At 62.2% G+C, this 13,861-nt stretch carries 13 protein-coding genes and 1 tRNA gene; all 14 read right to left on the bottom strand.

Translation table 11 applies throughout. The features are described from left to right. Position 1: 1 nt before the first annotated feature. The gene (gene ftsY / locus FGQ67_RS08010; RefSeq protein WP_138341200.1) at positions 2-919 is read right to left on the bottom strand and encodes a signal recognition particle-docking protein FtsY; all 918 of its coding nucleotides are present in this window, start codon (positions 917-919) and stop codon (positions 2-4) included. Further along, on the bottom strand, positions 919-4,455 hold the full coding sequence (gene smc / locus FGQ67_RS08015; protein WP_138341202.1) for a chromosome segregation protein SMC: 3,537 nt from the start codon (positions 4,453-4,455) through the stop codon (positions 919-921). The genes ftsY and smc overlap by 1 nt, the downstream gene beginning before the upstream one ends. A 10-nt stretch (positions 4,456-4,465) precedes the next feature. Beyond that, positions 4,466-5,191: a ribonuclease III gene (gene rnc / locus FGQ67_RS08020; RefSeq protein ID WP_117716046.1), complete on the bottom strand. Its 726-nt coding sequence runs from the start codon at positions 5,189-5,191 to the stop codon at positions 4,466-4,468. 3 nt (positions 5,192-5,194) lie between these two features. Beyond that, on the bottom strand, positions 5,195-5,437 hold the full coding sequence (locus FGQ67_RS08025) for an acyl carrier protein (protein WP_138341204.1): 243 nt from the start codon (positions 5,435-5,437) through the stop codon (positions 5,195-5,197). Positions 5,438-5,561: 124 nt separating this feature from the next. Further along, the gene (gene plsX / locus FGQ67_RS08030; protein ID WP_055309520.1) at positions 5,562-6,581 is read right to left on the bottom strand and encodes a phosphate acyltransferase PlsX; all 1,020 of its coding nucleotides are present in this window, start codon (positions 6,579-6,581) and stop codon (positions 5,562-5,564) included. A gap of 87 nt (positions 6,582-6,668) precedes the next feature. Then, entirely contained in the window at positions 6,669-6,848 is a 180-nt protein-coding gene (gene rpmF / locus FGQ67_RS08035; RefSeq protein ID WP_022094017.1) for a 50S ribosomal protein L32, read from the bottom strand. A 64-nt stretch (positions 6,849-6,912) separates the two neighbouring features. Beyond that, positions 6,913-7,467, bottom strand: a complete 555-nt coding sequence (locus tag FGQ67_RS08040) for a YceD family protein (RefSeq protein WP_138341207.1) — start codon at positions 7,465-7,467, stop codon at positions 6,913-6,915. Further along, the gene (locus FGQ67_RS08045; RefSeq protein WP_040358176.1) at positions 7,467-7,964 is read right to left on the bottom strand and encodes an ATP synthase subunit B family protein; all 498 of its coding nucleotides are present in this window, start codon (positions 7,962-7,964) and stop codon (positions 7,467-7,469) included. Before FGQ67_RS08045 ends, FGQ67_RS08040 begins: the two co-directional genes overlap by 1 nt. A 68-nt stretch (positions 7,965-8,032) precedes the next feature. Then, positions 8,033-8,530, bottom strand: a complete 498-nt coding sequence (coaD, locus tag FGQ67_RS08050) for a pantetheine-phosphate adenylyltransferase (protein WP_117820276.1) — start codon at positions 8,528-8,530, stop codon at positions 8,033-8,035. Further along, the gene (gene rsmD / locus FGQ67_RS08055) at positions 8,523-9,179 is read right to left on the bottom strand and encodes a 16S rRNA (guanine(966)-N(2))-methyltransferase RsmD (RefSeq protein ID WP_138341209.1); all 657 of its coding nucleotides are present in this window, start codon (positions 9,177-9,179) and stop codon (positions 8,523-8,525) included. The genes coaD and rsmD overlap by 8 nt, the downstream gene beginning before the upstream one ends. Then, positions 9,176-11,353 carry an ATP-dependent DNA helicase RecG gene (gene recG, locus FGQ67_RS08060; RefSeq protein WP_138341211.1) on the bottom strand — a complete coding sequence of 726 codons (2,178 nt, stop codon included), beginning with the start codon at positions 11,351-11,353 and terminating at the stop codon, positions 9,176-9,178. Before recG ends, rsmD begins: the two co-directional genes overlap by 4 nt. A gap of 10 nt (positions 11,354-11,363) precedes the next feature. Beyond that, complete coding sequence (locus FGQ67_RS08065) at positions 11,364-13,025, bottom strand: DAK2 domain-containing protein (protein ID WP_138341213.1); 1,662 nt, start codon at positions 13,023-13,025, stop codon at positions 11,364-11,366. Positions 13,026-13,052: 27 nt separating this feature from the next. Beyond that, positions 13,053-13,442, bottom strand: coding sequence for an Asp23/Gls24 family envelope stress response protein (locus tag FGQ67_RS08070; protein WP_171025265.1), 390 nt, complete (start codon positions 13,440-13,442; stop codon positions 13,053-13,055). A gap of 161 nt (positions 13,443-13,603) precedes the next feature. Continuing rightward, positions 13,604-13,678: transfer RNA gene (locus tag FGQ67_RS08075), tRNA-Asn, on the bottom strand. Between the last annotated feature and the right edge of the window lie 183 nt (positions 13,679-13,861).

Genomic DNA, 13,861 nt, shown 5'->3' on the forward strand with positions numbered 1-13,861 from the left:
CTTAATTGGACTCGCCCACCAGGGCGCGGCAGAAATCTTTGGCATTGAACTCCTGCAGGTCATCGACCTGCTCGCCCACGCCCACGCGCAGGATCGGGAGCTTGAGCTTCTCGGCCACGGCCATGGCGATACCGCCCTTAGCCGTGCCGTCGAGCTTAGTCATGATAATACCGTCCAGGCCCAGTGCCTCGTTAAACTCAAGCGCCTGGTTCAGACCGTTCTGGCCGGTGGCGGCATCGATCACGAGCACGACTGAGACGGGCATGGGGCCGGCGGCCATATTGGCGGCGCGCTTACGCGTTACGTTAACCACCTTGGCAAGCTCGCGCATGAGCTCGGGGCTCGTGTGCAGACGACCGGCGGTGTCGATAAGCACCAGGTCGCTGCCGCGCTTGTCGGCCTCGTCGAGCACGTCGTAGCAAACACTTGCCGGATCGGAGCCGCGGTCACGCTTGATGACGGGGACGCCGGCGCGCTGGCCCCACACATCGAGCTGCTCGATGGCGGCGGCGCGGAAGGTGTCGGCCGAACCGATCACCACGTTCTTGCCGCGGGCGGCCATGGCGCTCGCGATCTTACCGACCGTCGTGGTCTTGCCGGCGCCGTTGATGCCCACAAACAGCACGCAGCTCGGCGTATCGGCGAACGGATCGCGCTCGATGGGCACAAAGTGCTGTTCGAGCTGCTCGGCTAGGGCACGACGGAGCTGCGGGGCGGTCTTGAGATTCTTCTTGGCCGCGGCATCGCGCAGGTCATCGGAGACCTTGATAGCGACCTCGGCGCCCATGTCACCCATGACGAGGGTGTCCTCCAGGTCCTCCCAAAAATCCTCGTCGACCTCGCCGCCAAAGTAAAAGACCTCGTTGAGGGCCTCGCGACTGCGCTCAAGTCCGCGCGAGAGAGCGTCAAAGAATCCCATTATGCATTCACGACCTTTCCGGTTTCGCGATCGAGTTTTTGCGAGACGACGCGACTGACGCCGTCGGCTTGCATCGAGACGCCATAGAGAACGTCAGCGTCCTCCATAGTACGGCGCTGATGCGAGATAACCAAGAGCTGTGTATCGGAACGCAGTACATCAAGGGCACCAATGAGCTTGGACAGGTTGGCGTCATCGAGCGCCGCCTCGACCTCGTCCAGCACATAGAACGGCACCGTGCGCGTGCGGTACACGGCAAAGAGCAGGGCGAGCGCCGTCAGGCTCTTCTCGCCGCCCGACATGAGCATCATCTTGGTGATGCGCTTGCCGCGCGGCTGCGCCACGACCTCGATACCCGTCTCGGCAGGATGCTCGGGATCGGTCATCTCCAGATGAGCCTGACCGCCCGGGAAGAGCATAGCGAAGATCTCGCGGAAGTTCGCGTCGACCTTCTCAAACGTCACCAGGAAGGCCTTCCGCATCTTGCGATCAATGGCCACCGTGATCTTGGTGAGCGCCTTGCGCGCACTCTCCAGATCGGCCAACTGCTCCTCGATGTAGTCGGCGCGGCGCTTGAGCTGCTCGTACTCCTCCATGGCGACCTGATTCACAGGGCCCAGGTTGTTGATCTGGCGCACAAGCTGGTTGAGTTCGCGCTCGGCGGCATCGCGGTCCGTGGGCGCCGGAAGCATGAGCGCTTCCTCGAGCACCGTCGTGCCATCGGCGGTAATGGCCTTGATGGCAGCCTCGACCTGCACCTCGAGCTTGCCACGCGCGACCTTGAGCTCGTTTTGCGTGGCGGAGGCGGTATCGACTCGCTCCTTAGCGCGGGCAACCTCTGCCTTGGCATCCTCGATGGTCTTCTTGAGCGAAGCGGAGTCCGCCTCCTCCAGAGAGGCCTGGTCACGCAGGCGCGCTGCCCAATCCGACGCGCGTTCCAACAGGGAAGAATAGCGTTCGTGCATGGGGTCGACGCGCAGGCGCAGCAGCTCGAGCGAGCGCGAAGCCTGGCGTGTTCCGAGGATACGACGGTCGATGCCCTCAAGACGATGCTCCAGGTCGGGCACGCGGCCCTTCAGCGAACGCAGGCGTTCACTCGTCTGGGCTAGGCGAACCTTGGCGTCGGCGAGCTTGCCGGCAGCCTCGGAATCGTCACGGCGAACGCGGTCGAGTTCGTCGTTGGCCTCGGCAATCTGCAAGCCCAGATCGCTTGCCTGCGCGCGGGCCTCATCACGCGAACGGGTGAGCTCATCAACCCGCGGGCGCGCAGCGCGAACGGCTTCGGAGGCCTGCTCGCGGCGCTTGGAGATGCGCACGCGCTCGACCTCGGCATTGTTGGCGCTTTGCTCCAAGCGGCCGATCTCGGAGAGCAGCGAGCGGCGCTCGCCCTCAAGACGGGCGATCTCGCCGGCGGCATCGCCCTCAGCGGCACGCGCTTCCTCAACGGCCGCATTGGCCTCGACGACCTGATCCGACACATGCTCAAACACAGCGGCCAAATCGGGCTCAAGCCCCTCCAGCTCGCGAATGCGACGCTTACGCTCCAGAGCACCCGACGCCTCGCCGGCATCGAGGCCCACACGCACCAGGCCGCCACAGCTTACGCGGGCGCCATCGGGAGTCACATAGGTCACACCGTCAACGACAGGCGCGGCCAGCGCGGCAGCCAAGTCATCGACCACGTAATATCCGCCGAGCAACGCCTCGACGACGGGACCGTAGCCTGCGCGCACGGACAGACGATCAACCAGACGGGTACCGGCAGCGCCCTCAGCGGCGGTAGAGCCGCTCACGCCGCGCGCCACCAGCAGCGCCTCGCCCGAGGCCTTCTTCTGGTCCAGAGCGGCACGACCGGCACGCTCAAGCGCGGACGTATCGTCGAACAGCAGCGCATCGATATCGCCGGCGAGCAATTGCTCAACCAAGCCCTCAAGCTCGCGCGGGGCCTCGAGCACGTCGCCCAGACGACCCGAGACATCGTCGCCCAGCGCACCCACCAGACGGCTCACGAGCGGCGAGCTGTCGGCCATGCGGGCATCGAGTTTCTTTTGGCTGGCAAGCTCCGAGCGCACCTCGGAGAGCTTGTTACGCGCTTCACTCTCGCGGGCACGCAGGTCCTTCAGGGCCGCGCGTGCGGTCTCGGTGGCCTCACGCGCATCGACCTGAGCCTGGCGCGCTTCCTCAAGAGCGCCCTCAAGCTCCTCGGCGCGGTCACGACGGCTCTCGAGCGAGGCCGTGACCTCCTCGAGCTGCTCGTCAATCTGCTCCAGGCGCGAGGCATACATGTTATCCTCGACCTCGGCATTGCTCAGCGAGTCCTTCACCTTGGCGAGCTCGAGCGCGGCGTTATCGGCCACACGCTGCACATCGCGCTGCTCGCGCGTGAGCTGCGAAATCTGATTATCGAGCGCCACGCGGCGCTCGTGGAGCTCGGCGGCGGCAGGACCGGCGGCGTCAACGTCCTCCTGGGCCTGCATATGCGCGCCGGTCACTTCCTCAAGCTGCGCACGTGCGTCCTCGAGCTCCTCGACCACGCGACGACGCTGATGCTCGGAGCTCGAGATCTGACCGCGCATGTCAGACAGGCGCGACACCATGTTGTGGCCCTTTTCCTCGAGCAGGCGCATGTCGGAGTTAATGCGGCCGACCACATCTTGCATATGGCGGCGCTGCTCGCCCAGATCGCCCACAAACAGGCCCTTTTCCTCGAGCATAACCTGGAGCTTCTCGAGCTCGCGCTCCTTTTCGCCCAAGCGGTACTGCGCAAGCTCAAGCTCGGCCGCGCCCTCTTTGGAGCGGCTCTCCAGGTCGTTCCACTGCGACTGCAGCGAACGCAGCTCGTCGACGGCTAGCATCTGCGTAAGCTCGTTCGCGCGCGAGGACAGCTCTTTGTACTTGCGCGCGCGATCGACCTGACGCTCCAGCGGTCGCAGTTGACGGGCGATTTCCTTATTGATGTCGCGGGCACGCGTCAGGTGCTCGTCCATCGACTTAATCTTTTTGAGCGCACGCTCTTTGCGGCGCTTGTGCTTGGAGATGCCGGCGGCCTCCTCGATGAGGGCGCGGCGCTCCTCGGGGCGGCTCTGCAAAATGGCGTCGAGCTTGCCTTGGCTAATAATGGAATGCGTATCCTTGCCCAGGCCCGAATCGTGCAGGATGTCCTGAATGTCCATCAGGCGGCACGGACTCGAGTTGATGAGGTACTCGCTTTCGCCCGAGCGATACATGCGACGGGTGATGGCGACCTCGTCAAAATCGACGGGCAGCATATGGTCCGAGTTATCGAGCACCAACGTGACCTCGGCGACACCCACCGGCTTGCGCGCTGACGAGCCCGAGAAGATGACATCCTCCATGGCCTGGCCGCGCAGCTGCTTGGCGCTCTGCTCGCCCAGGACCCACAGAATCGAGTCGGAGATGTTCGATTTTCCCGAGCCGTTGGGACCGACGATGACGGTCAGGCCCGGCTCAAACGTCATATGGGCGCGGTCGGCAAACGACTTGAACCCTTTGAGCGTGAGGGATTTGAGATACACGGTTCCTCGCTTACACGTGCTTCTTGTTCAGAATCACGCCGTTGGTGGTGTAACCCATGCGGTCGAGCGCTTCGAGCGCGGCGGCTCCCTCGGCTTCCTTCTTTGAGGAGCCGGAGCCGCGACCCTGGCGAATACCATCGATCAAAACCACGGCGGTAAAAGTGGGCGCATGCGCCGGGCCCTCGGAGCCAACGAGCTTGTACGCCGGGGGTTCGTGACCGTCGGCTTGCACGCACTCCTGCAAAAACGACTTGGGGTTCGCAGGATGCTCGGCACGCTCGGAAGCCAAATGCGGCTTAAGCGTACGGTGAATGAACTCTGCCGCGGCATCCCAGCCGGCATCCAGGTACAGCGCGCCCACGAGCGACTCATAGACGTTCTCGAGGGCCGAATGCAGGCCGCGCGCACCGGTACCGGTCTCGGAGGCACCAAAGATGATGATGTCGTCGATGCCCAGCTCGTGGGACACCTCGGACAGCGTAGCGCCCGAGACAAGCGACACCTTCAGGCGCGTGAGCTTGCCCTCGTCAAACTCCGGATAGGACTCAAACAGGGAGCGTGCGACCACAGCGCCCAAAATGGAATCGCCCAAGAACTCAAGACGCTCATAGCTGGCAGAAACCGGCTGGCCCTCGACTGCCGAGGGATGCGTAAGGGCCGCGCGCAGCAGCACCTTATTATTGAACTCATGGCCCAGGATTTCCTGGGCGCGCGTAAGTCGTTCAGACAAAGCCAAGACTTAGGCCTCCCTGGCATTTTCGATCGCGTCGACGGCGTCGGCGACAGAGTTGAGCGAGAGCAGAGTCTCGTCATCGATCTCGAGGTTAAACTCGTCCTCGATAGCCGTAACCAGCTGCAGGCGCTCGAGCGAGTTGGCATCGAGGTCGTCAAAGGTGGTCTCATCGCTAATTTCGGCAACATCGACGCCCAGAACGTCAGCAGAGACCTCGGCGATCTTGTCGAAGATTTCGGAGCGGTCCATAGCGCTTCCTCTCATAGTGCATGAATACCAAAAGAATGGTACCGCCCGGGCGGTACCAAGACACGGTTCTGATTCTACCCCACGGCGTGCACCGCGAAGCACATAACAGCGCTCTAACTCGCTCTTATAAAACGATACCGTCCATGGAGTTGGCGACGTTCTCGACCAGCCCGGCGCGCACGGCTTCGGCCGCCGCGAGCGTACCGTTTTTAACAGCCTCGACCGAGGTGGCGCCATGGCCGATCAGGACCACGCCGCGCAGGCCCAAAAGAATCGCGCCGCCCTTGGCGTCGCCCGATAGCTTGGCCTTTATCTCGCGCATCTGCTTTTTAATGAGCAGCGCGGCGATCTTGGTGCCAAGCGAAGACATAAAGGCACCCTTGAGTTCCTGCAGCAAAAACTTGGCAGCGCCCTCGGTGGCCTTGAGCGCAATATTGCCCGACATGCCATCGGCAACGACGACATCGAAGTTACCGGAGGTGATGTCCGTTCCCTCGCAGTTACCAACAAAGCCGGGAACGGCGGCTTTCATGGCCGGGAAGCAGGCCTTGGTAAAGTTGGAGCCCTTCTCGTCCTCGGTGCCGTTAGCAAGCAGGCCCACGCGGGGATGCTCGATGCCCAGGACGACGCGAGCATAGGCGCTACCCATCTGAGCAAAACGCACCATGTCATCGACCTCGACATCGGGGTTGGCGCCCATATCGCACAGCACCGTCAGACCGCCGGCACGATTGGGCAGCGCATTGGTCAGACAGGGGCGCACCGGCTGCTTCTTGCCTTCGGCCTGATACCTAAACGGCGTCACATAGGCGGTGGCGGCAGCGGTCATGGCGCCGGTGGAGCCGGCGGAGAAGAACGCGTCCGCATTTCCCTTCTTGATGGCGCGGCACGACAGCACGATCGAAGACTTGCGTTTGGTCATCACGGCGCGAATGGGATCGTCATCCATGGCGATAACGTCGGGTGCCTCAAGGGCCTCAACACGTGCGTGGGAAGCAGCAAAGGGATTGACGATTTCGGCGGGGCCAGCTGCCAAGACCTCGATATCGGGATCGGCGGCAAGTGCAGCCTCGATACCATCGAGAACGACCTGAGGTTTCTCGTCTCCACCCACAACGTCTACACAAACGCGAACGTTACTCATATACATGCTCCTTATACAAAAATGGCCGACTCATTGAGCCGGCCATTGTGGTTCCATTTGGAACGGCATCGCATCCAGAGTATACCGTTACTCGGTAACGATAACCTCGCGGTCCTTGTAGAAACCGCAGCTGGGGCACACGTGGTGCGGAAGCTTGACAGCGCCGCAACGGGGGCACGTGGACTGAGCCGCAGCCGAGATCTTCATGTTGGCGGAACGACGGGTGTGAGTGCGGATACGACCCTGCTTTTGTTTAGGTACGGGCATAGTGACCTTCCTTATGAACTATCCAGTGTGGCGATTACGCGCAAGTAGCGATACTACCACAGTTTTACTCATCGAGCTTGAGATTCTTCAATGCTGCAAATGGATTTTCCGTGGCAGCGGCCCATTCCGCCTCTGCCTGGGCGGCGCAATCGCATTGCCCGACGTTGAGATTGCAACCGCATGTGGGGCACAGACCACGGCAATCGGGCTTGCAGAGCACTACAAACGGCGTGTCCATAACGACCGCGTCATTGATGGGCTCACCCAGATCGACGAGACGGTCCTCACCCAGGAGCTCGTAGCCGTCCTCGTAGGCCTCGGGATCCTCGGGCTCCTCAAAGAGGTAGAACTCCTCGATCTCGCCGGCGATATCAAACGAGGCGGGCTCCAGGCAACGGTCGCACTCGCCGGTGGCGTGCGCGCGGACCATGCCCGTGAGCAAGACACCGGTACCGGCATTGGTAAAGACAACGTCGTAGTCGATGCCGTCCTGAAGCTGGTACTCCTTCTCGCCCACCGTGTAGGTGGCGACATCGACCTTACCGGTCAGCGGATACGAATCTCCAGGAAACTCGAGCTGCTCGGAAAGATCGACGGTAACGCTCGGGAACTCAGCCATTACCACTGACCATTCTGTTGGGCGGCACCCTCGTTGAGCTGCTGACGGCAACGGGTAACGGTGCCGGTCAGGCTCTTGAGGTTCTCCTCCAGGTGCGTAAAGACCTGCTCTGCATAGTCCTCGGCAGCATAACGCGTCTCGCGCTCGTACTGCTGGGCACGATCGCGGATGTCGTCGGCCTGCTGCTGCGCAAGGCGGACGATTTCCTGCTCACCGGCAATGGTGAGGGCCTGCTGCTGAGCGTCGGCGATGATGGAATCGGCCTGAGCGGCGGCGGAAGCCATAAGCTCCTCGCGCTCCTTAAGGATACGGCGGGACTTCTGCCACTCCTCGGGATAGCTCATGCGGATCTCGTCGAGGATGTTGAAGAACACGTCGGCGTCGATGACCTTGAACTGAGCGTTCTTGCCGAAAGGCGGCTTGGCTTCCTCGATCAGCCCTTCGAGCTCATCGACCAAGCTGACGATCCTATCGCCAGGAAAATTCTCGCCCGGCATCCGGTCTCCTTTCATAGGTAACATATCATCGTGCTAGTTTACCACATGCCACCAGGCAATAAGAAACGTCACGAAAAGCGATGTTTGAGCGCTTCGACCACGTTGGGCGGGACAAACGTCGATACGTCACTACCGAGCGAGGCGATCTGGCGAACAACCGAGCTCGAGATATAGCCGTACTGCGGCGCGCTCATGACAAAGATGGACTCCAGCTCGTTATCCAAGCGATAGTTGAGGTCGGCCTGCTGCAGCTCGTACTCAAAGTCGGTCATGGCGCGCAGGCCCTTGACCACGGCCCCCGCCCCCTGCTCGCGAGCGAAGTCGACCAAGAGGCCGGTAAAGGGCAGGACCTCGACGCCGTCGATATCACCAAGCGCCTCGCGGGCCAGCGCCACGCGCTCATCGAGCGTAAACGTGGTGCCCACGCCGTTTTTACCCTGCGACTCGGCAACAGCGACGATCACGCTGGGAAAGATGCGGCGGGCGCGGCGGATCACATCGATATGGCCAAACGTGATGGGATCGAAGGTGCCCGGGACAATCACGCGATTGATGGTGTCACTCATGAGCATCCTCCTGAAACGTCGTGGCATCGTTGTTGTCAGCATCGGTGCCGGCGCTATCGCCCTCACCATCGTCATCGCCGACCCAAAGAAGCAGGTCGACCGAGGTAATGCCGTAGCGCTTCTCACGTACAGTCTCAAAGTCTGCCGGATGCGCGCCCGCATCGGCGGCGGCATGCTCAAACAGGGCATAAGCGCCAGGTGCAAGTAAACCCTGCTGGGCCAGGTTCTGCAGCAGTTCCTCGACCGGCTCGGCACCAAAAGCATAGGGCGGGTCGAGCAGGACCAGATCAAAGGGGCCGCCCGGCACCCGGCCGCGCGAGGCGCTCGCCAGCACGTCACCCGTGACCACGCGCCAACGCGCACGGTCACGGCAGAGCGACTCGATATTCTTGGTAATGAGCCGCGCGGCGTTGCGATCGATCTCGAACGTCGTGAGCGAGCGGGCCCCACGAGAGAGCATCTCTAACCCTAAGGCACCGGAGCCGCCAAAGGCGTCCAGCACGCGGACCTCGTCCAGATCGAAGTCGAATGCCGACATGACCATAGATGCGCACGACTCGCGCACGCGATCAGTCGTGGGGCGGGTGACATCGCGACCACGGGGCTCCTCGATCTTACGACCGCGCCATTCGCCGCCGATGATTCTCATCCTCCGCTGACCTCCTTAAAGATATGTCGATAACGCATGGCGACCGCGTCGCGCAAGGGACGCGTCGCCACAGAATCAAGGTTGCAAGCATACCGCAAGAGCTCGACCGCGTCCAAATGGGCCCATTCGATAAGGTCCTCATCGGCGTCCAGGTCCACAAAGCGCAGGGTCACGCCGCCATGCTGACGGTAGCCCAGGATTTCGCCCTCATGGCGCAGACGCAGGTCCATCTGGGCGAGCGTAAAGCCGTCCGAGGTCTTTTCGAGCGACTGGAGACGGTCTTGCGCCGCCGATGCGCCGCCGTTGCCCTTGGAGTGCGTCATGACCAGGCACGTGCCCGACACGCTGCCGCGGCCCACGCGACCGCGCAGCTGGTGCAGGGCAGCCAAACCAAAGCGCTCGCCGTTCTCGATGACCATGACGGTGGCGTTGGGCACGTCGACGCCCACCTCGACCACCGTAGTCGAGACGAGCACATCGATCTCGCCACGCTTAAAGGCGTCGATCACGCGATCCTTCTCCCCCGCTGGCATACGGCCGTGAAGGCGCTCGATGGCAAGACCCGGCAACGCCAGACGCAGGCGATCGAACTCGGTCGCCGTATCGTGCAGCGGCACGGGGACGGTTACGCGGCCCTCATCGTCGCGGGCAATACCGGGCACGTCTTCCAGTTCATCGGCCGAGTCACTCGGCTCCACGAGCGGGCAAATCACGTAGGCCTGCTGACCCTTTTCATGCGCCTCGCGGATGGCGCCATAGGCGAGGTCGCGGCTCGACTCGGTGAGCACGCGTGTCGTCACGCCAGCGCCAGGGACGGGTCGATGGCGGATGATACTCGTGTCCAGATCGCCGTAGACCGAAAGCGCCAGCGTACGCGGGATGGGCGTTGCCGTCATAACGAGCAGATCGGCACCGGGGCCCTTCGCGCGCAGGGCGTTGCGTTGGCCGACGCCAAACCGGTGCTGTTCATCGATGACCACGAGCGACAGATGCTTGAACGTAACGTCATCCGAAAGGACCGCGTGGGTTCCAAAGAGCACATCAAGCTCGCCCGATTCCAGCTGGGAATGGATCCGCTCGCGCTCTGAGGCCGGCGTGGCACCCGTCAGAAGCGCCCAGGACATGCCGGCCTGCGAGAGCAGAGGGCCGGTCTTATCGGCATATTGGCGCGCCAGCACGCCCGTGGGCGCCATAACGCAGGCCTGGGTGCCGCTATCGGCAGCCACAGCCAGCGCGCAGGCAGCAACGGCGGTCTTGCCGGTACCGACATCGCCCAGCAGCAGCCGGTTCATCACGCGCCCGCCGTCGCACATATCATGCAGGATGTCTTGGAACGCGGCGTCCTGCTCGTCGCTCAGCGAAAACGGCAGGGCTTGCTTGAGCGCGGCCAGGTGCTCGCCCGCGGTGTGGGCATAGGGCACCACATCGACCAGGCCGCCGTCGTTGCGCAGGCGCAGCGCCAGCTGCAGGTAGAGGCACTCCTCGTAGGCAAGCCGTGCGCGCGCAATATCGCGCTCGGCCATGCTCGAGGGAAAGTGGATCGAACGCAACGCGCGGGCATTGCTCATGAGCTTCCGCTTTGCGCGCAGCGGCGCGGGAATGGGATCAAAGGGATTGCCGACGACCTCGAGCGCGCCGCTTACGATGCGGCGCATCCACGCCTGGCTCACGCCATCACTCACGTAATGGACCGGCAGGATAGTGCCCGCGGCACGCCCTTCCTCGAGCTTTTCAAAGTGCGGCGAGGCCATCTGCTTAAAGCCGTAGGCAAACTCGACCTTGCCCATCACGGCCAGGCGGTCGCCCTGCTTAAGCTGCTGGGCAATCCAGGGCTGACGGAAAAAGGCGACCTGCAGCACGCCCGTCTCGTCAACGAGTGAGACCTCGGTCACCTGCATGCGCGGACGAGGCTGCTTTTGGACGATACGGTCGACCGTGGCGATGATGGTGCACACGGTACCGATGGGCGCCATCTCGATGGACCACGAACGGGTAAAGTCGAGGTATCGATGAGGGATATGGAGAAGGAGGTCCCCCACCGTCCGAATTCCCAGACGGCGAAGGGCCTCCTCACGTTTACCCGAAACATATTTGAGTCGCGCGATATCCTCGTCGAGCGCATTGCTCTGGGCAAAGCGCTCCGAGACGCGCGGCACGGAGCACAGCTCGGACATGGGCAGTTGCCTACTCGATCGAGAAGATCACGGGATAGAGCGGCTGCTCGCCACGATGGGCGTCAATCTCCAGATCGGGCTGAGCCTCCTCGATAGCGTCGACGATCTCCTGGAAGGCCTCATCGGACAGTTCCTCGCCGGCCAGAATCGTCAGCGCGTCACCCTCCTCTTCCTCCTGCATGCGGTTGATGCAATCGAGCGTGACCTGCTTCACGTCGGAGCCGACCACATCGATGGAGCCGGCAATGATGCCCATGACGTCACCGGAGTGAATCGGCGAGCCGTCGGAGGCGCTGGAGTCGCGCACGGCGCGGGTGACCTCGCCATCGCGAACCTCGCTGATGGCGTCGACCATAGCGGCGACGGCGTCCTCGAGCTCGGAATCGGGCAGGACGGCGAACAGCGCGGAAAACGCCTGGGGAACGGTCTTGGTGGGAACGACGGCGACCTTCTTGTCGGTGCAGGCTGAGGCAGCGGCCTCGGCGGCCATGCGGATGTTGCCGTTGTTGGGCAGGATGATGACCGAGGTCGCGTTGACCTGGTCAACCGCGCCCAGCAGGTCTGCAGTCGAGGGGTTCATGGTCTGACCACCCGACACGATCACGTCGACGCCGAGAGACTTGAGGATGTCTGCCTCGCCGGACCCAGCGGCAACGGCGACAAAGCCCAGGGCCTTCGCGGGCTCGGCGGCCTTCTCCTGGTCCTCGTGAATCTTAGCGGTACGGTCGTGGGCCTCCATCTCCATGTTGTGGATAAAGACCTCGTAGATCTGACCAAGCTGCAGCATGTGCTCGAGCACCAGGTTGGGGGTGTTGGAGTGCACATGGATCTTGTAGTCGGGGTAGGCACCCACAAGCAGCTCGCAGTCGCCCATGGAGCCCAGGAACTTAAGGCACTCGTCCTCGTCAAAGGGAGCGTCGGCCTTAAAGAGGAACTCGTTGCAGTAGCGGAACTCCGAGCCCTCCCAGTCGTCGTTCGCCTCGATCTCAACGCGACCGAGGGCCGCGTCGCGGGCAGAGCCAGCGGAATCAAACGTAGCGGAGAAATCCTCGACAACGGTGCTGCGGCCAAGTGCTGCGGCCACGAAGTTCTCAAGGAAGATGGCAAAGCCAAAGGCGCCGGAATCGACCACGCCGTTCTCCTTCAGAACGGGCAGCAGGTCGGGCGTACGGGCGACGGACTGGTAGGCCTCGACGACGATGGCGTCGAGCGCACCCTCGGCAGAGAACTTCTTCTTCTCGCACTCGTCTGCCTTGGTCGAGACATCGCGCAGGACCGTGAGGATCGTGCCCTCGATGGGCTTACGAACAGCCTGGAAGGCGACCTTGACGGCGCGACGGAAGGCGAAGGCGATGTTGGCAGACGTAATGGGCTCATCGGCAGAGACGAGACCCTCAGCCACACCGCGTAGAATCTGCGAGGTGATGACGCCGGAGTTGCCGCGGGCACCCATCAGGGAGCCGTGGGTGATAGCGCCGGCGATGGCTTCCATGTCGGCGTCGGCAGGAAGAGCAGAAAGCTCCTTGGTCACCGAGGCGAGCGTGAGCGACATGTTGGTACCGGTGTCGCCGTCGGGTACGGGGAAGACGTTGAGCTTGTTGATCTCCTCGGCCTTGTCGGAAACAGCAGCCGCAGCGATCGGAAAACAGGTGCGAATGGTCTTTGCAATCATGAGTGGTGAAATCTCCGTATTCGGATGCTAGTTCAGACGGCTCTTGAGCGCGTCGATGTGAATGCCGATCTTAAGGCTGGCGGGATCGATCTGGGCGATCTCCTGCAGGGTGAAGGCAACGGAGCTCGAAAGATTGTGGCAGACGGACTTCATGTTGACGCCGTTCTCGAGCACGACGTGAAGATCGACCGTGAGGCCGTTCTCGTCGGCGGAGACAAGCACGCCCTTGCGGAGGCGCTGACCGGCAAGCAGGCGCACGCTCCCGGCGCCCTGGAGCTGTTCGGCCATACCGACGACGCCATAGCACGTCATCGCGGCATAACCGGCAATATCGGCAATAACGTCATTCGAGACGCTCAGGCTGCCGTTAATGGTCTCAGACACAAGAATCTCCTTATCTGGTGCTCGCGGCACCATGTCGTGGGAGCAATCACTGCAATATTTTACAACGAGCGCGCCATGTTGAGGTGGTGGGTCGCGGGATTACATCCTCGACACGAAATGTTGATATGGCAACGTTCGCTCTAGGCGATCGTGACATGAAAAAACCCGCCGCATAAGCGACGGGTTTTACAACCTGGCTCCCCGGGTAGGACTCGAACCTACAACAGCGCGGTTAACAGCCGCGTGCTCTACCATTGAGCTACCGAGGAATAGGTGCGTGCTCTCAAGCAACGAAGTTTATTATACGGACGATTGGGCGAAGGGCAAGAACTTTTTTAAGAAATTTTCCGACCTAGTCATTGGCCTTGATTATCAACTTTATCCGAACACCTCCCACATTCATCCGCACATGTGCGGATGAATGTGGGAACCCGATACCCTGAGGGCCGGAT

It is taken from the genome of Collinsella aerofaciens (assembly GCF_005845035.1).
Classification (GTDB): Bacteria; Actinomycetota; Coriobacteriia; order Coriobacteriales; family Coriobacteriaceae; genus Collinsella; species Collinsella aerofaciens_I.

Excerpts from the sequence above, each read along its gene's own strand:
- rsmD (WP_138341209.1), bottom strand. The coding sequence starts at position 9,179 with ATGAGAATCATCGGCGGCGAATGGCGCGGTCGTAAGATCGAGGAGCCC.
- FGQ67_RS08070 (WP_171025265.1), bottom strand. The coding sequence starts at position 13,442 with ATGGTGCCGCGAGCACCAGATAAGGAGATTCTTGTGTCTGAGACCATT.
- recG (WP_138341211.1), bottom strand. The coding sequence starts at position 11,353 with ATGTCCGAGCTGTGCTCCGTGCCGCGCGTCTCGGAGCGCTTTGCCCAG.
- FGQ67_RS08045 (WP_040358176.1), bottom strand. The coding sequence starts at position 7,964 with ATGCCGGGCGAGAATTTTCCTGGCGATAGGATCGTCAGCTTGGTCGAT.
- FGQ67_RS08065 (WP_138341213.1), bottom strand. The coding sequence starts at position 13,025 with ATGATTGCAAAGACCATTCGCACCTGTTTTCCGATCGCTGCGGCTGCT.
- coaD (WP_117820276.1), bottom strand. The coding sequence starts at position 8,530 with ATGAGTGACACCATCAATCGCGTGATTGTCCCGGGCACCTTCGATCCC.
- FGQ67_RS08025 (WP_138341204.1), bottom strand. The coding sequence starts at position 5,437 with ATGGACCGCTCCGAAATCTTCGACAAGATCGCCGAGGTCTCTGCTGAC.
- rpmF (WP_022094017.1), bottom strand. The coding sequence starts at position 6,848 with ATGCCCGTACCTAAACAAAAGCAGGGTCGTATCCGCACTCACACCCGT.
- FGQ67_RS08040 (WP_138341207.1), bottom strand. The coding sequence starts at position 7,467 with ATGGCTGAGTTCCCGAGCGTTACCGTCGATCTTTCCGAGCAGCTCGAG.
- ftsY (WP_138341200.1), bottom strand. The coding sequence starts at position 919 with ATGGGATTCTTTGACGCTCTCTCGCGCGGACTTGAGCGCAGTCGCGAG.
- plsX (WP_055309520.1), bottom strand. The coding sequence starts at position 6,581 with ATGAGTAACGTTCGCGTTTGTGTAGACGTTGTGGGTGGAGACGAGAAA.